19 protein-coding genes are annotated in these 19,478 nt (G+C 54.7%); all 19 read left to right on the top strand.

Translation table 11 applies throughout. The features are described from left to right. The first annotated feature begins 402 nt into the window (after positions 1–402). Positions 403–3,045: a valine--tRNA ligase gene (locus AB1S56_RS16600; protein ID WP_340869439.1), complete on the top strand. Its 2,643-nt coding sequence runs from the start codon at positions 403–405 to the stop codon at positions 3,043–3,045. Between the two features lie 29 nt (positions 3,046–3,074). Then, positions 3,075–4,463 carry a folylpolyglutamate synthase/dihydrofolate synthase family protein gene (locus AB1S56_RS16595; RefSeq protein WP_340869441.1) on the top strand — a complete coding sequence of 463 codons (1,389 nt, stop codon included), beginning with the start codon at positions 3,075–3,077 and terminating at the stop codon, positions 4,461–4,463. Positions 4,464–4,470: 7 nt separating this feature from the next. After that, positions 4,471–5,868, top strand: a complete 1,398-nt coding sequence (gene murC / locus AB1S56_RS16590) for a UDP-N-acetylmuramate--L-alanine ligase (protein ID WP_340869442.1) — start codon at positions 4,471–4,473, stop codon at positions 5,866–5,868. A gap of 559 nt (positions 5,869–6,427) precedes the next feature. Then, positions 6,428–7,927, top strand: coding sequence for a hypothetical protein (locus AB1S56_RS16585; RefSeq protein ID WP_340869443.1), 1,500 nt, complete (start codon positions 6,428–6,430; stop codon positions 7,925–7,927). Between the two features lie 62 nt (positions 7,928–7,989). Further along, positions 7,990–8,232, top strand: coding sequence for a DUF4321 domain-containing protein (locus tag AB1S56_RS16580; protein WP_340869444.1), 243 nt, complete (start codon positions 7,990–7,992; stop codon positions 8,230–8,232). A gap of 71 nt (positions 8,233–8,303) precedes the next feature. Then, positions 8,304–8,930, top strand: a complete 627-nt coding sequence (locus AB1S56_RS16575) for a Maf family protein (protein WP_340869445.1) — start codon at positions 8,304–8,306, stop codon at positions 8,928–8,930. Between the two features lie 80 nt (positions 8,931–9,010). Then, positions 9,011–9,694 carry a DNA repair protein RadC gene (gene radC, locus AB1S56_RS16570; RefSeq protein ID WP_340869583.1) on the top strand — a complete coding sequence of 228 codons (684 nt, stop codon included), beginning with the start codon at positions 9,011–9,013 and terminating at the stop codon, positions 9,692–9,694. Between the two features lie 40 nt (positions 9,695–9,734). Then, positions 9,735–10,766, top strand: a complete 1,032-nt coding sequence (locus tag AB1S56_RS16565) for a rod shape-determining protein (protein WP_340869446.1) — start codon at positions 9,735–9,737, stop codon at positions 10,764–10,766. A 69-nt stretch (positions 10,767–10,835) separates the two neighbouring features. Next, positions 10,836–11,699 carry a rod shape-determining protein MreC gene (mreC, locus tag AB1S56_RS16560; RefSeq protein WP_367903371.1) on the top strand — a complete coding sequence of 288 codons (864 nt, stop codon included), beginning with the start codon at positions 10,836–10,838 and terminating at the stop codon, positions 11,697–11,699. Then, complete coding sequence (gene mreD / locus AB1S56_RS16555; protein WP_340869450.1) at positions 11,696–12,214, top strand: rod shape-determining protein MreD; 519 nt, start codon at positions 11,696–11,698, stop codon at positions 12,212–12,214. The genes mreC and mreD overlap by 4 nt, the downstream gene beginning before the upstream one ends. An 81-nt stretch (positions 12,215–12,295) precedes the next feature. After that, entirely contained in the window at positions 12,296–12,937 is a 642-nt protein-coding gene (minC, locus tag AB1S56_RS16550) for a septum site-determining protein MinC (protein WP_340869584.1), read from the top strand. 3 nt (positions 12,938–12,940) lie between these two features. Next, on the top strand, positions 12,941–13,732 hold the full coding sequence (gene minD / locus AB1S56_RS16545) for a septum site-determining protein MinD (RefSeq protein WP_340869452.1): 792 nt from the start codon (positions 12,941–12,943) through the stop codon (positions 13,730–13,732). Positions 13,733–13,739: 7 nt separating this feature from the next. Further along, on the top strand, positions 13,740–14,888 hold the full coding sequence (locus AB1S56_RS16540; RefSeq protein ID WP_340869453.1) for an FtsW/RodA/SpoVE family cell cycle protein: 1,149 nt from the start codon (positions 13,740–13,742) through the stop codon (positions 14,886–14,888). Between the two features lie 181 nt (positions 14,889–15,069). After that, positions 15,070–15,984: a M23 family metallopeptidase gene (locus AB1S56_RS16535; RefSeq protein WP_340869455.1), complete on the top strand. Its 915-nt coding sequence runs from the start codon at positions 15,070–15,072 to the stop codon at positions 15,982–15,984. Further along, positions 15,977–16,858, top strand: coding sequence for a M50 family metallopeptidase (locus AB1S56_RS16530; RefSeq protein ID WP_340869457.1), 882 nt, complete (start codon positions 15,977–15,979; stop codon positions 16,856–16,858). The genes AB1S56_RS16535 and AB1S56_RS16530 overlap by 8 nt, the downstream gene beginning before the upstream one ends. Before the next feature lie 38 nt (positions 16,859–16,896). Beyond that, positions 16,897–18,141, top strand: a complete 1,245-nt coding sequence (locus AB1S56_RS16525; protein ID WP_340869458.1) for an Rne/Rng family ribonuclease — start codon at positions 16,897–16,899, stop codon at positions 18,139–18,141. Positions 18,142–18,344: 203 nt separating this feature from the next. Further along, on the top strand, positions 18,345–18,656 hold the full coding sequence (gene rplU / locus AB1S56_RS16520; RefSeq protein WP_340869460.1) for a 50S ribosomal protein L21: 312 nt from the start codon (positions 18,345–18,347) through the stop codon (positions 18,654–18,656). A 12-nt stretch (positions 18,657–18,668) separates the two neighbouring features. Next, positions 18,669–19,004, top strand: coding sequence for a ribosomal-processing cysteine protease Prp (locus AB1S56_RS16515; RefSeq protein WP_340869462.1), 336 nt, complete (start codon positions 18,669–18,671; stop codon positions 19,002–19,004). A 47-nt stretch (positions 19,005–19,051) separates the two neighbouring features. Beyond that, the gene (gene rpmA / locus AB1S56_RS16510) at positions 19,052–19,363 is read left to right on the top strand and encodes a 50S ribosomal protein L27 (RefSeq protein WP_340869464.1); all 312 of its coding nucleotides are present in this window, start codon (positions 19,052–19,054) and stop codon (positions 19,361–19,363) included. Positions 19,364–19,478: the final 115 nt, after the last annotated feature.

The raw sequence follows: 19,478 nt of genomic DNA, 5'->3' as shown, positions 1-19,478 counted from the left end.
CGTAAATGTGATTCAACAACCTTGATGGGGAATTGTAAGCAGCAAGCCTTCAGAGAGCGGAGCCGGATTGCTGAGAGGTTCTGCAGGATCTTATTGCCTACATGTCGCCCCGGAGTTGCTGGGTTGAACCGCGGAGGCATGCCTCGCGCGATAGACTCAGCCGGCAGCAGCCGTTATCTGTTCGAGCGCCGCGCGCCAGCATCATGCGCGGAACGAAGGTGGTACCACGGAAGCATAGCCTTTCGTCCTTTATGACAGGACGAGAGGCTTTTTTTCATGGTGCTGCTTGTGGTTGGGGGACAGGCTCCCAAGCAGGTCCCGGAAGGGCTTGACGACGCTTTTTGCCGCTGGGACGGCGCCGCCGCCCGGCTTGCATATAGAAATTGTGGAGGTATGAGACCAATGTCAGATGACCAATTGAAGACGGCAATGCCAACGACCTACGATCCCAAATCCGCGGAGCAGAAGTGGTACGACTACTGGATGAAGGGCCGCTTCTTCGAGTCGGGCAAACGTCCCGACGCGAAGCCTTATACGATTGTAATCCCGCCGCCGAATGTGACGGGGATGCTGCATATCGGGCACGCGCTCGATTTTACGCTGCAGGATATTTTGACCCGGACCAAGCGGATGCAAGGCTATGACGCCCTGTGGCTGCCGGGAACGGACCACGCTGGCATCGCGACGCAGACGAAGGTAGAGCAGAAGCTGCGCGAGCAAGGCGTCAGCCGCCACGATCTTGGGCGAGAGGCGTTCCTGGAGAAGGTGTGGGAATGGAAGGACCAATACGCCAATACGATTCGCGATCAATGGGCGAAGATGGGCTTGTCCCTGGATTATTCCAAGGAGCGCTTTACGCTGGACGAAGGGCTGTCCAAAGCCGTTCGCGAAGTGTTCGTGCGCCTCTATGAGAAGGGTCTCATCTATCGCGGCAAAAAGATTATCAACTGGGACCCGGCCGCGCGCACGGCGCTGTCGGATATTGAGGTGGAGTACAAGGAGCTGAACGGCCATCTGTACCACCTCCAGTACCCGCTCAAGGACGGCTCCGGCCACATCACGGTTGCGACGACGCGTCCGGAGACGATGCTGGGCGATACGGCAGTCGCCGTTCATCCGGAGGATGAGCGCTACAAGCATCTGATTGGCTCGATGCTTGTGCTTCCGGTCGTCGGACGGGAAATTCCCATTATCGCCGACGAGTATGTGGAGAAGGAGTTCGGCTCCGGTGCGGTCAAGATTACGCCCGCTCATGATCCCAACGATTTTGAGGTGGGCGAGCGTCACAGCCTGCCGCAAATCATCGTCATGGACGAATCCGGCGTTATGAATGCGGAAGCCGGCCCTTACCAAGGCATGGACCGGTTCGAGTGCCGCAAGCAGCTGGTGAAGGATCTGCAGGAGCAGGGCGTTTGCGTCCGCATCGAGGATCATGTGCATCAGGTTGGCCACAGCGAGCGCAGCGGCGCCGTTGTGGAGCCTTACCTTTCGACGCAATGGTTCGTCGCGATGAAGCCTCTGGCGGAAGCGGCCATCGCAGCGCAGAAGTCAGGCAAGGGCGTTCGTTTTGTGCCGGATCGCTTCGAAAAAATTTATCTCAACTGGATCGAGAACGTGCGCGACTGGTGCATCTCCCGCCAGCTATGGTGGGGACATCGTATCCCGGCCTGGTATGACGACGCGACGGGCGAGATGCACGTCTCTCGGGAGGATATGCAAGGCGAGCATCTGCGCCAGGACAACGACGTGCTGGATACCTGGTTCAGCTCGGCGCTGTGGCCCTTCTCAACGCTGGGCTGGCCGGATCAGACCGACGATCTGAAGCGTTATTACCCAACCGACGTGCTCGTTACGGGCTACGATATTATTTATTTCTGGGTAGCCCGCATGATCTTTACCGCGCTGGAGTTTACAGACGAGATGCCGTTCAAGGACGTTCTCCTGCATGGTCTCGTGCGCGATAAGGACGGCCAGAAGATGTCCAAGTCGCTCGGCAACGGCGTGGATCCGCTCGACGTCATCGAGCAATACGGCGCGGACGCTATGCGCTTTATGATTTCGACGGGCAGCACGCCGGGCCAGGACCTTCGCTTCCGCTACGAGAAGGTGGAGCAGGCGCGTAATTTTGCCAACAAAATATGGAATGCCTCTCGCTTCGCGCTTATGAATCTGGAAGGCTTCAACGCGGCGGATATCGATATTACAGGGAAGCTGGGCACCGCTGACCGCTGGATTCTGCATCGACTGAACGAGACGGTGCGCGATGTGACGCGTCTGATCGACAGCTATGAATTCGGCGAAACGGGCCGCCTGCTGTACAACTTCATTTGGGATGATCTGTGCGACTGGTATATCGAGTTCTCGAAGCTCAGTCTGAATGGAGCTGACGAAGCCGCGAAGAAAGCGACGCAATCTGTGTTGGCGTATGTGCTGGACCGCACGCAGCGTCTCATTCATCCCTTCATGCCGTTCATCAGTGAAGAGATCTGGCAGCATCTGCCCCATGTCGGCGAGACGATTACGCTTGCCGAGTGGCCGGTATATGAGGCGTCGTTGGAGGCGCCGGATGCAGTCAAGGAAATGGAGCTGCTGATGGAGATGATCCGCGCCGTGCGCAACATCCGCGCCGAGGTGAATGTGCCCATGAGCAAGAAGGTTGAGCTCTTGATCAAGCCGGCCGGAGAAGCGGAGGCAGCGATTCTAGCGCGCAACGAGGAGTTTATCAAGCGCTTCTGCGGCACCTCCTTGCTGGAGAGCGGCCTGCACGTAAACGCGCCGGAGAAGGCGATGACCGCCATCATTACGGGAGCAGAGCTGTATTTGCCGCTTGCGGGCCTGATCGATATTTCGCAGGAGATCGCAAGGCTGGAGAAGGAGCTGAAGACGCTGGTGTCCGAGGTGGAGCGTGTCGAGAAGAAGCTCGCCAACGAAGGCTTTGTGGCCAAAGCTCCGGCCAAGGTTATCGAGGAAGAACGCGCGAAGATGAACGATTATGCGGACAAACGGGACAAAGTGCTGGCTAGAATCGCAGAGCTTCGCGGCTAGCCCATCAAAGGGCGGAAAGGTAATCGGATATGACAGATACAAATAAAGCTTATGCGGGAGAGACGGGTTCTCTCCCTACCTATCAGGCCGCGGTAGACTGGATTAACGGTCTTATACCGTTCGGCATCAGACCGGGACTTCACCGGATTGAGGCGCTTATGGAGCGGCTGGGCAACCCGCATCGCAGATTGAAGTTCATTCATGTTGCCGGAACCAACGGCAAAGGCTCGACCTGCGCCTTTTTGACCAGCGTGCTTGTCAAAGCAGGCTACGATGTAGGCACCTTTACATCGCCATATATTACGAAGTTTACGAACCGTTTCCAATACAACGGCCAGGATATCGAAGAGGAGACGCTGCTTGCGCTGGCCAATGAGCTTCAGCCGCATGTTGAGGCGATTGCTGAGACGGAGCTGGGCTCGCCGACGATGTTCGAGGTGTCGACCGCCCTGGCCATTCTCTATTACGCCAAGGTTACCTATCCGGATTATGTGGTCTGGGAGACGGGGCTGGGCGGCAGGCTCGACGTGACGAATATCGTATTCCCGGTGCTGTCGATTATTACGAATATAGGACACGATCATATGGATCGACTAGGCGATACCCTGGAGAAGGTAGCGGAGGAGAAAGCGGGCATCATTAAGCCGGGCGTTCCTGTCGTCAGCGCGGCTACGCAGCCGGAAGTTATCGACGTTCTGAAGCGTGTCGCAGCAGAGAAGAAGAGCTCGCTCTACCTCATCGGCGAGCACTTCGGCGAGGAGCCCCGCGAGGTGACGGAGGAGGAGCAGACGTTCCGCTTCCAAGGCTTGTTCCGTTCTATCGACCCTATTCGTATTACACTGTCTGGAGCCCATCAGCGGACGAATGCAGCCGTTGCGGTTATGGCGCTGGAAACGCTGCGTCAATACAATGCGCTTGTCGTGGACGACGAAGTGCTGCGCGCGGGCATGGAGGAAGCGTCCTGGCCGGGACGGCTGGAGCTTGTGCAGCGCGATCCCCGTATTCTGCTGGACGGCGCTCATAATCCGGAGGGCGCGGAGATGCTGGCGAAGACCCTGAAATCTACCTATACATACGAGAAGCTTCATGTTGTAATGGGGATGGTGGAGAATAAGAATCATCGCGATACGTTTAAGCATATACTACCAATAGTGGATACGCTTATCTTAACGGAGCCCGATTACCGAATGGCAATGGACGTGCAGCAATTGGCTGATATCGTGCAGCAGCTGCGTCAAGACATGGGGGCAGAGAGGCCGTTTGAGCTGGTAGTGGAGAAGGATTGGAAGCAAGCGCTGCAAACATTACAACAGATTACCGGGTCCAACGAGCTTGGAGTCGTGACGGGAACGCTTTATTTGATTGCGGATGCGCGTGCCCGCTTACTGTACAACTCGGATTCTGAAAAAGGTTGGTGAACCGTCTTTGAATACGGCAGAACACGTTCATTTCATCGGAATCGGCGGTTACGGGATGAGCGCAATCGCCCGCGTCATGCTGGAGATGGGTTATAAAGTGACAGGCTCCGATGTCGCGCGGCAAGAGCTCACGGAGAAGCTTGCCGCCAAGGGTGCCGATATTTTCATCGGTCACCAGCCGGAGCATGTGAAAGGCGCCGATCTGGTCGTGTATTCCACGGCGCTTACGAGCGACAACGTCGAGCGCAAGGCGGCCGAGGCGTTGAATATTCCTGTGCTTCACCGCGCTCAGATGCTGGCGAGACTCATGAATGCGGGCAAGGGCGTCGCGGTGGCGGGCGCTCACGGGAAGACGACAACCTCGTCGATGATTGCGCTTGTGATGGAAGCCTGCAAGGCCGATCCTACCTATATCATCGGAGGGGAAATCGTTAACGTCGGCACCAACGCCAAAGCAGGCAAAGGCGAATACGTGGTCGCGGAAGCGGATGAGAGCGACGGCTCGTTCCTGCAATACCATCCTACTATCGCGATTGTGACGAATATTGAACCGGATCATCTTGAGAATTACGATGGCGATTTCGAGAAGCTGAAATCCGCTTACGTCCAGTTCCTGAGACAGGTTAAGGATGGTGGCAAAGCGATCGTATGCGCCGATGACGAGACGGTGCAGGAGCTGCTTCCCCGAATCTATGACAATGACAACGAGCGGGAAATCGCTCAGCTCGTGACGTACGGCATTCATGCCGATGCCCAGTATACGGCGCAACATATTGTCCTTGGCGACCGCAAGGTGACGTTCGATATGTACAAGAAGGATGTGCTGCTGGGCTCCATCGAGCTGTCGGTTCCAGGCCAGCACAATGTATACAACGCGATGGCGACTGTTATTACTTGTCTGGAAGCGGGGCTCGCCTTCGATGATATCAGGCAGGCGATACAGTCGTTCCGCGGCGCGAAGCGACGGTTCCAGGTGCTGGGTGAAGTGAACGACATTCTTGTTATTGATGATTACGCGCATCATCCAACGGAGATTCAGGCCACGATCAGCGCAGCCAAAGCGACAGGCAAACGGATTATTGCCGTATTTCAGCCGCAGCGCTATACTCGGACCTATTTCTTGTTCGAGCAATTCAGCCGGGCGTTCTCGGAGGCGGATGAGGTTATTATTACCGATATCTACTCTCCAGCGGGCGAGAAGCAAATCGAAGGCGTGAATTCCAGCAAGCTGGTCGAGCTGATTCGGAAGAACAGCCATGCCCAAGCGGAATATATTCCGACGAAGGAAGAAGTGCTGGATGCGCTGAAGAGCAGAGTCGCACCAGGCGTGCTCGTCATCACGATGGGCGCCGGCGACATCTGGAAGGTAGCGGACGCGCTTGCGACCTCGCTGAAGCAGGGCTAAATGCAGCCTTAGGGACTCGAAAGGTTAAGCAAACTAGAATAGCGGTGCCGGGGGTTAAGTCCCGGCACCGCTATTTTAATAACAACAATAGAATTAATAAGTTTTCGAGCATTCGAAAACGGAAATTCTATTTGTTATCGCCCGCCAACAGCCCACATCTGCTGGTATAACGATTCCTCGTGTCGCTGTAGAACCAACTAGCTTGTTTTTCGCTTCAATAACGATTCTACGTGTCATTATCGCCTGCCATCAGACCACAAATGCTGCTATAACGATCCCTCGTATCGCTGTAGAACCAACTAGCTTGTTTTTCGCTTCAATAACGATTCTACGTGTCATTATCGCCTGCCAACAGGCCACATCTGCTGCTATAACGATTCCTCGTGTCGCTGTTGAAACCAACTAGCTTGCTTTCGCCTCTATACTCTGCCTCAATCGCTGCTCTAACGTTCGAAATATGTCCGTGCTTAGAATGAGGCCCATGCGCTCTCTCAATTCGGTCATATCTCTCTCATCCGGTTCATAGAATGGTAGTAGACCAGGATGAGGAGAGATGTTCATGAACAGGGCCCCTAACAATCGATTAACGTATCGCTTCGACGGAAAGGGCAATCAGGTATCCAAGCCAGAGGACAAGCTGGAGCATAAGCTTGATCACAAGCTTGATCATAAGCTGGAGCAAAAGTCGGAATACAAGCCGGAGTACAAGCTGAGACATAAGCCAGAGTCCAGGATAGAGCCCAAGTCAAAGTTCAACCCAGAGCCCGCCTCTGAGCCCAAACCAGAATCCAAGCCAGAGTCCAAGCAGGGGGACAAGCTGCAGGCTCAGACTGATGACAAGAAGCCATTTCAGCCGGGGAGCGGCAACGTTATCCCCTTATATCCGACAACCGTTGCGAATGGTATAGATGAGGTTCGTCCCTGGGAATATCAGGCCCATGATGATCTGATGGAGCTGGAAAAATTGATTCGCGACACGGAGGGGACGAGCCCCCGACAGGAAAGCGCCGGCGCGGATCGAATGGATTATGAGCTTGCGTATGAGGGGCCGCAAAGGGAAGCGGAGGGCTATTCCTTGCGCAGCACCGAGGAGCAGGCAGATTCTGAGCACTATTCCCGACTACACGAAACGGTGAATACGGAGTCCTCTTATCGCAGGAGCGGCAATGGTCCTTCGTGGTTTAATGTGTTCCTGTCCGTAGCGGGAGCGCTCGTCACTGGAGCGTTGTTCGGTTATTTGATCTTGAACCTGTTCACCGGCGGCATCATCTGGCCGGGCAGCTCTGAAAACGCGGCTGTAGAAGGCGGCCCTGGACAAGGCGTTAGCCTGGATGACATCGTAAGTCTGCCGCTTACCGAAGCGGAGAGTGGAGACGACCGGGGCGGTCAAGGTGACACAACAGCCAATTCGCCAGAAAGCAAGCCGGTATCCACCGTGGCATTGGACGGCCAGTTCCAATATACGCTGCTGCAGTACGGCGTGTTCAGCAGCGCAGGCTCACGGGATGCGGCGCTTCAGCAGCTGGCGGACCAAGGCCTGCCTGGAGCGGCAATGGCATCTGACGGCAAATATTTGGTGTACGCCGGGCTGGCCGCCAGTCCCTCCGAGGCCGCAACGCTGACATCGGTGCTGCCTGGGCTTCAGGTTTATAAAAAGGACTTAAGCCTGAGGCCCGAAGAGCTGGCCTTCCAGGGGGATGCGGAGACGGCTGTGCTATTTTTTGAGGAAACCAATGCACTGGTGTCGACTTGGTCAACGCTGGTCATTGCCCAGCTGGAGCAGCCGTCCCTGTCCAAGATCGGCACAGCGGCCATGGAGACTTGGAAGCAAAGGTATGAAGCATGGGGGAAGCTGGCGGAGCAAATGAATGAAGGCGTAACGGATCAGGCTGGCCGTACGTATTTGACCCGTATGACAGAGGCGATTGACGCATGCGCGGAAGCCATGCTGGCTTATGACCAAGCCATCAGCAAAACAAGCTTATGGGAGGCGCAGAGCGCTATGCTGCAAAATGTGCTGGCTCAAAAAGAATGGTTTGAGACGACGAGCGCATTGTAAAGGGAGCGGAACCTGCGTATAATAGAAGCCAGGTGTCAGTTCGTGACGAAAGGAATAGATTCATGAAGAAAAATGGATGGATTCTCGCTTTGTTTATCCTGCTTGGACTGATCGCGGGAGCGCTGGTGGCGAGATGGCTGCAGCCGGTCCAAGGCATCTCTTTCCTAACGAATCCGATTGTGACGTCCTGGTCTCCCGCATTCGATCTATATGTAGTAAGCTTCCGATTAACGATCGACCTCCAGCTCAGCCTGCTCAGCATTATCGGAGCGGCTGTCGCGATCTGGCTCTATCGCCGTGTCTAGCGGGACAAGCTCTCTAGGAAGCGGGAAACGGGGAAACGTATAGGCTCATTCTTCATTCAAGGAGAATACAGATGACAAATGAACACGCTATTGAACCGATAAGCCGCCTGGTGCTGGCTTCATCGTCGCCGCGCCGGAAGGAACTGGTCGCAACTCTGGACCTTTCCTTGCCGGTTTATATTTTGTCTACAGATTCCGATGAAACCGTGCTTCCGGATTGGAGCCCGCAGCAGACGGTCGAAACGCTGAGCCTGCGCAAGGCTCGGGCAGCGGCGGAGATGCTTCAGCAAGCCGGCAGCGGATACGTGGACCTGATCATTGCGGCGGATACGATTGTGGCCATTGACGGGCATATATTGGGCAAGCCCTCCCATGAAGAGGAGGCATGCCATATGCTGAGCAGGCTGTCCGGCCGCAAGCATGATGTCTTGACAGGTGTGGCATGCCTCGCACCTCATACGGGAGTGACAAAGGTCGCTTACCGAAGAACGCAGGTGCAGATGAAGGAGCTGTCTCCTGATCGCATCCGCCGGTATGTGGCGACTGGCGAGCCTATGGACAAGGCAGGCTCCTATGGCATCCAGGGGCTCGGCTCGACGCTTGTGGAAAGTATTGAGGGCTGTTATTTTAACGTGGTCGGACTTCCTCTGGCCTTGCTGTCGGAGCTTCTGGAGCAATACGGCGTTGAGACCTTTTGATCGCGCTGCGGTAAAAGTGCGGCCGAAGGCAGTGAATAGAAGCTAGCTCACATGAATAGAAGGCGGGATGGGACATGGTAATGCAATCGAACACATTGCGTGAAGTCCCCCATGAAGAACGTCCAAGAGAGCGCATGATGAGATATGGGGCAGAAGCATTAAGCCACGCGGAGCTGCTGGCGATCTTACTCCGAACTGGAACGAAGAGCCAGTCGGCGGTTCATTTGGCGGGAGCCATTCTGAAGCAATGCGGAAGCCTGCGCGGACTGATGGACATGAGCGTGGAAGAGCTGACCGCCATATCCGGAATCGGGCCCGCCAAGGCGCTGCAATTGCGCGCCGGGATCGAGCTGGGCAGGCGCATATCGAAGAGCCGGCTTGGCGATACGATTACGGTCAGAAGGCCGAAGGACGCCGCGGACTACATCATGGAAGAGCTGCGCTATCTGAAGAAAGAGCATTTCGTCTGTGTATTTCTCAATACAAAAAATCATATTATTGCCCGGGAAACGTTGTCGATGGGGACGCTGAACGCATCGCTGGTGCATCCGCGCGAGGTGTTTCGAGCGGCTATCAAATACAGCAGCGCGTCTATTATTTGCGCGCATAATCATCCCAGCGGCGATCCTGCTCCAAGTCCAGAGGACATTTCTCTGACGAAGAGGCTTGCGGAGGCTGGACAGCTTGTTGGAATCGAGCTGCTGGACCATCTGATTATCGGTGACGGCCGCTTTGTCAGTTTGAAGGAGCAAGGCCACTTGTAATATAATAAATGGGATTGTCGTAATAGAAGGGAGCAAGAGCATGTTCGGTAGCTTTTCGAAAGATTTGGGAATTGATTTGGGTACCGCGAATACCCTTGTATATGTGAAAGGCAAAGGCATTGTCGTCAGGGAGCCGTCTGTGGTTGCTCTGCGTACGGATACAAAAACAATTGAAGCGGTAGGCGAGCATGCCAAGAAGATGATCGGCAGAACGCCAGGCAATATTCGAGCGGTTAGACCGATGAAGGACGGAGTCATCGCCGATTTCGAAACGACAGCTACGATGATCAAATATTTTATGCGATCCGCCCAGAAGCAGCGTTCGCTGTTCCCGCGCCATCCCAATGTGATGGTATGCGTGCCGTCCGGCATTACGGCGGTAGAGCAGAGAGCGGTGGAGGACGCAGCCAAGCAGGCGGGAGCACGCGAGGCGTATACGATTGAGGAGCCTTTTGCGGCGGCGATCGGCGCGGATCTGCCTGTATGGGAGCCGACCGGCAGCATGGTGGTGGACATTGGCGGCGGCACAACGGAGGTTGCGGTCATCTCACTCGGAGGCATTGTGACAAGCCGCTCGATCCGCGTAGCGGGCGATGAGATGGATGAAGCCATTATTCAGTACATTAAGCGGCTATATAATCTCATGATTGGCGAGAGAACAGCCGAGCAGCTGAAGATGGAGATTGGCTCCGCGCTTCAGCTGGATAAGCCGGAGACGCTGGAGATTCGCGGGCGAGACCTGGTGACGGGCTTGCCGAAGACCTTGCCTATTACCTCTGACGAAATTACCGATGCGCTGACGGATACCGTGAATGCGATCGTAGACGCGGTAAAAGTTACGCTGGAGAAATGTCCTCCGGAGCTGTCCGCGGACATTATGGACCGGGGCATCGTCCTTACTGGAGGAGGAGCTTTGCTGCGCAATCTGGATAAGCTTCTGCAGCGCGAGACGGGCATGCCTGTTATTGTGGCGGACAATCCGCTGGACTGTGTAGCTATTGGAACAGGGCGCTCCCTGGATCACATTCATCTGTTCAAGCATAGAAGCTCCGCGGTCAGATCGAAGCGCTAGAGGCGGCCTTCTGGGAATGGATTGGAATGGATAAGCGACGACGGGCGGGTGATCGGACTGTTTAATCTCATGAGAAATAAGCGGATGTTCATGCTTATGATTGGGTTCATCCTGTTTATCGCGATCATCGGCTTCTCGCTGAGCGATCGCAAGGAATTAACGTGGCCTGAGAAATTTCTGAAGGACACCTCCGGATATGTGCAGCAATGGTTCTACAAGCCCGCTGGTTCAATAGCGGGCTTCTTTGAGGACTTGGGGAAGCTGAAGGAAGTATATGAGGAGAACGAGCGGCTCCGGCTGCTGGCGGCCTCTTATGCGCGGGATAAAGTGGAATACAACTTCGTGAAGAAACAAAACGAAGAGCTCCAGCGAGCGTTGAATTTCACGGAGCAGCAGAAGCAAATGTACAATTACAATTACTTAATCGCTCAAGTCATATCTGTGAGCAATGACGCCAATAATCGCACGATGAACATTAATTTGGGCTCTAATAACGGAATTAAGCCCAATATGGCGGTTACTACAGTGGACGGTCTTGTTGGATTGGTCAGCTCTGTGACGCCGTTTACGTCGGCCATTACGCCCATTACGGAGCTCAGCGAGGAGTCTCCAACCTTCGGCTCCATAGCAGCGACGATTGAGGGACGGGAGAAGGATTCCTTCGGCATTCTGAGCAGCTACAACAAGGAGACGGGCAGGCTTGTCATGACCCGCATCGCGGAGACGGACAAAATGGAGATTGGCGACACTGTTATCACGTCGGGGCTTGGCGGCGTCTATCCAAGAGGTCTGCGTGTCGGGACGGTGGAGACCAAGCAGGTAGGAGACTTCGGACTTACTTATACAGCCAGCGTCAAGCTGTTCACAAGCTTTGACCACTTGACGGAGGTATTCGTTGTACAGCCGCCAGTAACCGAGGAGCAGTCGAAATGACTATGAATCGTGTCGTTGTTATGATGCTGGCGATATTCGTGCTTGAAGGGGCGCTTATGCCCTGGATTATTCCGGCAGGCTTCGGGGATCGCATTGTTCCGCACTTTATATTTGTTTTTGTGCTATTCTCCGCATTATACGGCAACCGCCACCAAGCGCTTCTGCTGGGAGCGGGCTTCGGTCTGCTGCAGGACATCGTGTATTACGGCCATTTGCTGGGAGGCCATTTCTTTACAATGGGTCTGATCGGCTATTTAACCGGAGTGCTGCTGGAGCGCAAGCGGGCAACCGTCATGATGGCGATCACGGTCGTTGGGTTCGCATGCCTGCTGTACGACACTTCGATGTTCTACATGTACAAGGTTTTCCGCATTACCGATGCTTCCTACGCCTGGGCATTGCTGCACTATATATTGCCAAGCTTGTTCCTCCAGCTTGCTTTCGCCCTAGCCTGCTATATACCGATCAGACGTATGTTCGAATCGCTGGGCAAGCTGGACAGCGAAGAAAAATGATTGGAAAAGCAGGAATTCGGAGCGGCTAGCAAGAATCTATTAGGTTGGGGAGGGACGGTTGTGACCGAAAAACAACATATCATGATAAAAGGCGTCAAAGAAGGCCTGCTGTTCCTTCTCGACGATCAATGTACATTCGAGGCTCTGCTAGAGGAGCTGCAATACAAGCTGGAGAAAACGCATCAGCAGCTGCTTACGGGGCCGCTTGTTCATATCAACGTCAAGCTGGGGACAAGAAGCGTGACTGATGAGCAGAAGGAGCAGATCGCAGCCATTATCCGGTCGCAAGGCAACCTGATTATCAGCTCGATGGAATCGGAAGCGCCAGCCGAGCAAAGCAATCCGGCTTCAACGAATCTGCAGGTGATTACAGCCATTGTTCGTTCCGGCCAGACCTTAACGCATGACGGGGATTTGCTGCTAATTGGCGATGTGAATCCTGGCGGCACATTGTTATGCTCCGGCGATATTTATGTAATGGGGGCGCTGCGCGGTATGGCTCATGCGGGTATGAACGGCCGTCAGGACGCCGTTATTGCCACCTCGCTTATGCGTCCCACCCAGCTTCGGATCGCGGAAGTCGTCAGCAGGCCTCCTGAGGAATGGATCTCTGGGGACGCCGCGATGGAATTTGCTTATTTGGAGCAAGGGCAGATGCAAATCGACAAGCTGTCGCAGCTGTTCCGCATCAGGCATAATCCTATAACGTTTAAAGGAGTGTAGACCATGGGAGAAGCGATCGTTGTAACATCTGGCAAAGGCGGGGTAGGCAAAACGACGACCTCGGCCAATATTGGGACGGCGCTGGCGCTGCTAGGCAAAAAAGTATGTCTGGTAGACACGGATATCGGGCTTCGCAACCTGGACGTCGTAATGGGACTCGAAAACCGGATTATCTATGATCTGGTTGACGTAGCGGAAGGGCGCTGCCGGCTGGGCCAGGCGCTTGTCAAGGATAAGCGCTTCGACGAGCTGTACATGCTGCCCGCCGCGCAAACCAAGGATAAGGATTCCGTGAAGCCCGACCAAATTAAAAGCATCATTGCGGAGCTGAAGCAGGATCATGATTATGTCATCATTGATTGCCCGGCAGGCATCGAGCATGGCTTCCGCAACGCAATCGCCGGCGCGGACCGGGCGATCGTCGTGACGACGCCAGAGAATGCGGCCGTGCGTGACGCCGATCGCGTGATTGGCTTGCTGGAGGGCGCACAGATTCCGTCCAAGCTCGTCATCAACCGTATTCGCCATGCTATGGTGAAGAGCGGCGAGATGCTCGACATCGACGAAATTTGCCAGGTGCTGGCAATTGATCTGCTAGGCATCGTGCCGGATGACGAGAAGGTGATCTCCGCTGCGAACAATGGCGAGCCAACCGTTATGAATCCGGCTTCGCGGGCCGCAATCGCGTATCGGAACATCGCTAGACGTATTCTTGGCGACATGGTTCCACTTATGCTGCTCGATGAGAAGGCGGGGGCGTTCAAGCGGTTCCGCAAGTTTCTGGGAATAGGATGAATGCCTTGTGCTTAACAAACTGAAAAAGCTGGATTGGGGCATCATTATCATTTTGTTATGCTTAATGGTAGTGAGCGTTCTTGCGATACACAGCGCGACAGCGCATAATCCCATTTATCACAATCATCATTTCAAGCAGCTGATGTTTTTTGGACTTGGTTTTTTTGTGGCGATTGCAGCGGTGTTGTTTGATTACCGGGTTGTGCTTAAGAGCTGGCATGTGCTCTATGCGATTGGTATCATTCTTCTCATCCTGGTCTACTTTCTGGGAGCGGAGCTTAATGGAGCCAAGGGCTGGTTCCGTTTCGGACAGCTATCCTTCCAGCCTGCAGAAGTGGTAAAGATAATATTGATTATCGGACTTGCTTATCTACTAGGCAGGAGGCAAGGCGAGCGGCTGAATTTTTCCAACGATATATTGATTATCGGCGCATTTGCATTTTTGCCATTTCTGCTCGTTATGATCCAGCCCGACCTTGGCAATGCCATTATCTATGTGGTTATCGTTATTGGCATGCTATGGATCGGGAACGTCAAATATATGCATGTAGCCATTGGGCTGGCGGCAGCGGTTGGTTGTGTGATCCTCTTTATGTTCCTGTTCAATTTGTTTAATACAGAAATTCAAGGTTTCTTGGAGGAACAAAAAAAGAGTCACTGGTTCGATCGAATCAACACCTTTGTCAATCCGGAGGAGGCGAGCGCGGATGACAAGCGGCAATCGCAGAACGCTCAAATCGCGATTGGCTCTGGCGGCTTGAACGGCGACGGCTACTTGCAAGGCGATATGATCAACGGCGGGTTCGTGCCCTATACCTATTCTGATTCCATCTTTGTCGTCATCGGCGAGGAATTTGGCTTCCAGGGCTCCGCAATCCTGCTGCTGCTGTATTTCCTGCTCATCTACCGGATGATTATTATCGCGTTCAAATGCCATGACAGGCGCGCGGCTTATATGGTGATTGGAATAGTCTCCATGTTCGTGTTCCAGGTGTTCCAGAATATCGGCATGATGATCGGCTTAATGCCGATTACGGGCATAACGCTGCCCTTCGTCAGCTATGGCGGCACCTCGCTGCTGCTGAATATGGCCTCCATTGGACTCGTATTCAGCATTAAGGCGCATCAGGAAGTGTATGAGCTGGCGGACAACTAAAACGGAATAGAAGTTGCTTCACCCTCTCCAGGCGCGGCTTGGAGGGGGTTTTTTTGTATGGCTTGAGCACTCTGTGGCTTATCCCGCCGGCTTCCTGGGACATACTTGTTTTCTTGTCCACATATTGATGTAGTAGGAGACGAGCTTTCGAATACCGAGTCGAAGCCGGGGAGGTACGGTTATGGGAATACGCGACGATGTTAAGCTGCGCAGGCAGCAAAAGATTAGAAATCTACAGCATCACTATCAAGGTTATCCGCCGGATGAGAGCCAGCATGCTCTCGAGCGGGCGGCGGCAGAGGAGGATCGGATAGTCACGCCTACTCCATCCTTCCCCAGAAGCGCGCAGGACCCCGAGCTGGTGTGGAAAAACAATCCCAATCCCTGGGAGGGCTGGGACACCGGCAGCTTTGCAGCCTCCGGGGCAAGAGGCTATATCCAATCGCAGCATACGGATGATTTCGAGCCTCCCCGGGGAGGCGGATGGAGCAGCCTTCGCAAGGCGCTGGCATGGAAGCTCATCGTGTCTGCTGCTCTGTTCGGCGGCATATGGATGCTGTTCGAGCTGGACCATCCACTGGCCAAGCAGGGCCAGCAGCTCATAACGGAAGCAATGACGGATGAAATGAACCTCGATGCGGTTGCCCTGTGGTACAAGGATGTGTTCGCGGGCGCTCCCTCCTTCATCCCGTTGTTTGAGGAGAAGGGCGGGGGAGCGGCTCTCGTGGACGGACAGCCCAATACACCGATTGTTGCGCCAATCGAGGAGGCTGCTGTAGTAAGGACATTCGCGGAATTGTTGAACGGCATTGAGCTCGCGGGCGCTTCAGGCGCGACGGTGTTCGCAGCGGAGACCGGCCGAGTGATTCAGGTAACGGAACAAGGGGACAGCGTGCTGATTCAGCACGCGAATGACCGCATCACGATTTATGGCAAGCTGGCGTCGGCCAGCGTATCGGTCAATGATTGGGTGGAGGCCGGTCAGCCGATTGGAAGCCTGCAGACGGCGGTGTATGGCGATCAAAGCTTTCTTCTGTTCGCCGTCAAACAAAATGATCGATATGTAGATCCGCTGGACGTGATACCGCTTGATTAAATGGCGGGGCATACGCTGGTCCATACATCCACTGTTCGTTGTCGTGATGCTGGCTTCGGCAATGACGGGATATTTTGCTGAGCTGCTCACCTTGTTTATGATCGTGCTGGTCCATGAGCTTGGCCATGTGATTGTCGCCCGGGGCTTGGGCTGGCGAATTCGCGAGGTGAAGCTGCTTCCGTTCGGCGGCGTTGCGGAGGTCGAGGATTCCGGGGGGATCAGCGCCAAGGAAGAAGCGCTTGTCGCTATTGCCGGGCCGCTACAGAACGTGTGGATGGGACTGCTGGCCTGGGCGTTCGGCGAGCTCGGCATCTGGGACCGCGATTGGGGGCAATACGTAGCCGGCGCCAACGCGATGATTGCGTTGTTCAACCTGCTCCCCATTCATCCGCTGGACGGAGGCAAGCTTCTTCAAGCTCTGCTCAGCTACCTGTTCAACTATTATCGCATGCTGATCATTACGGCTCGGATCAGCATCGCGTTAAGCATCGCCATGCTAGTCAGCGCGTTCCTCCCCCTCTTGATGGAGGGCGGAGGCCTTCAGCTTAATTTGCTTATTGTAGGGTCGTTTTTGCTGGCCTCCAACTGGACGTATCATCGCCATATTCCGTTTCTGTTCTATCGCTTCCTGACTCACCGCGAGCAATTGCCGGCACCTGATCCCGATATGACGCGCAAGGTCAAGCCGCTTGTCGTCAGCGGCAAGCAATCCGTCTTATCCGTAGCAAGGCTGTTCAGCAGAGACTGCTACCATCTCATCTATATAGTCGCTCCTGCCGCGTCCGGCTTGCAGGTTATCCCGGAGGGGCTTATTGTGGAGGGCTGCTTGTCTGGACGAAATCCCCACCGTGCAGTGAACGAGCTTTTGGGTTAAAATAGAGAAAAACCACACGAGCGGAGGAAACGTACAAGATGAAGCAGATGCTGATGCATGTGGATGGTGACGCTTTGCAGACAGCCGTGCTGCAAGACGGCAAGCTTGTGGAGTTTTTTATGGAGCGTTCCGGCGGCGCAAGTCTCGTCGGCAATGTGTACAAGGGACGAGTGATGAATGTGCTTCCCGGCATGGAAGCCGCCTTCGTTGATATTGGACTGGGCAAAAACGCCTTTCTTTACATAGATGACATGCTGCATCCCAATGCGGAGAAGCAGCCCAAGCAGAAGCCCTCGGTGACAGAGCTCGCTCGGAGCGGGCAGGATATTATCGTGCAGGTGGTGAAGGATCAGCTTGGCGGCAAGGGTGCGCGCGTGACGACGCACTTCAATCTGGCGGGCAGGTGGCTGGTGTATATGCCTCGGGCCGATTATGTTGGCGTCTCCAAGCGTATTAACGGAGATGCGGAGCGGGAGAGGCTTCGATCCATCGGGGAGCGGCTGCGGCGGGAGGAAGAAGGCATTATTATGAGAACCGCCGCTGAAGGGGAGGATGCGGCAGCGCTGGAGTCGGACGTGCATATGCTGCGGGAGCTGTGGGAAGCCATATCGGCGAGAGCCTCCGAGGTTCGCGCGCCTGCGATGCTTCACAGCGAGGCGGGTCTGCTGCACCGGGCTGTTCGGGATACGCTGACAAGAGATATCGATGAGATCTGGATCGACAGCAGCCCCGTCTTCAACGAAGCCAAGAAGCTGCTCCAGAGCATGGCGCCCGCGCTCAAGGAGCGGCTGCGGCTGTACAAGGGCGGCTCCGTCGGCTTGTTCCAGGAGTTCAGAGTGTCGGAGCAGATGGACGAAGCGTTCTCCAGACGGGTGCCGATGTCCAGCGGAGGGTATCTGATCTGGGAGGAGACCGAGGCGTTAACCGTCATTGATGTCAATACAGGGAAATATACCGGGACGAATAACCTGGAGGATACCGTCTTCCGGACGAATCTGGAGGCAGCGGAGCTGATCTCCAGGCTGCTGCGCGTCAGGGACGTCGGAGGCATCATTATTATTGATTTTATCGACATGCAGCAGGAGGACAGCCGTTCCAAAATATACGCTAGAATGGTGGAGGAAACCCGGCGCGACGGCACCAAATGCACAATCGTCGGCTGGACGAAGCTTGGCTTGATGGAGCTGACCCGGAAGAAAGCGCGGGATAACGTCAGCAGACAGCTTGGCGAGGTATGCAAGGTATGCGGTCGCAGCTCTGCGCCGGATCGGACAAGCCGTTAACTCAGCCCACTAGCGGAATGGAAATAAGTTCTCACCAATGACTTGAACTCTATCAATCGATGTGATAAACTGTTTTGGTGTATGTTCCGTAGTTGCTTTTTTACGGCAATATCCATGGTACCGCTCCGATCAGGTTTGCAAGCGAGGCCTATGGCTTCCACCTTCATCAGGCGAGTCTTCGAAAACAAGGAGGTGCACCAACAATGTTCGCAATTATCGAAACTGGCGGCAAGCAATACAAAGTTCAGGAGGGCGATGTAATCTACATCGAGAAACTGAACGGCGGCGAAGGCGAAAACGTAACGTTCGATCGCGTTCTGGCCGTTTCCGGCAAGGACGGTCTTGTAACTGGCGCTCCGGTTGTATCCGGCGCAAGCGTTACTGGCAAAGTCGAGAAACACGGCAAAGGCCAAAAGATCACTGTTTACAAATACAAAGCCAAAAAGAACTACCGCCGCAAGCAAGGTCATCGTCAGCCTTACACGAAAGTAACAATCGAGAAAATCCAAGCGTAAGAGGGTTTTCCTATGATTAGCATTACATTCGTCAGGCGGTCGGAGGACCAGCGTATCGTATCATTTGCGGTCGTAGGACATGCTAAATATGCGAAGCCCGGCAAAGACATTGTCTGCGCCGGCGTGTCGGCGGTATCGGTCGGCACGGTGAATGCGATTGAGACTTTAGCGGGGTTCGAGCTTCCCGCCAAGATGAAGAATGGCTGGCTCTCATCGGACATACCGGTGCTGCCCGACGCGGAAGCGGACGGCAAGATGCAGCTGCTCCTGGAATCTATGGCGGTTATGCTCGAGACGATCGCTACATCATACGGCAAGCACGTAGTCATACATGTGGAGCAGCAGTAACGCTCTCCCATAGGCAAGGCAACAACTTAAGAAGGAGGGAATACACCATGTTGAAATTGAATCTTCAGCTTTTCGCTTCGAAGAAGGGCGTAGGCTCCACGAAGAACGGACGCGACTCCCAATCCAAGCGCCTGGGCGCCAAGCGCGCTGACGGTCAAGTTGTGACAGGAGGCAGCATCTTGTTCCGCCAACGCGGCACGAAGATCCACCCTGGAACGAACGTAGGCATCGGCAAAGACGACACGCTGTACGCGAAAGTAGACGGCGTCGTGAAGTTCGAGCGTCTCGGACGCGATCGCAAGAAAGTGAGCGTATACCCTGTTGCTGAGGCTCCTGTAGCCGCTGCAGTAGAAGCTTAATTTCTCCATCAACGACAAGCCCCGGCCGGCATTGCTAGGTCGGGGTTTTTCTCATCCTGCGGATGACCTCGGCTCTTCGTCATGGTATACTGGATAAGCTAGGAAATCAGAAAAA

The sequence above is a fragment of the Paenibacillus sp. PL2-23 genome (assembly GCF_040834005.1).
Classification (GTDB): Bacteria; Bacillota; Bacilli; order Paenibacillales; family Paenibacillaceae; genus Pristimantibacillus.
This window is presented reverse-complemented; position numbering and strand designations above follow the sequence as displayed.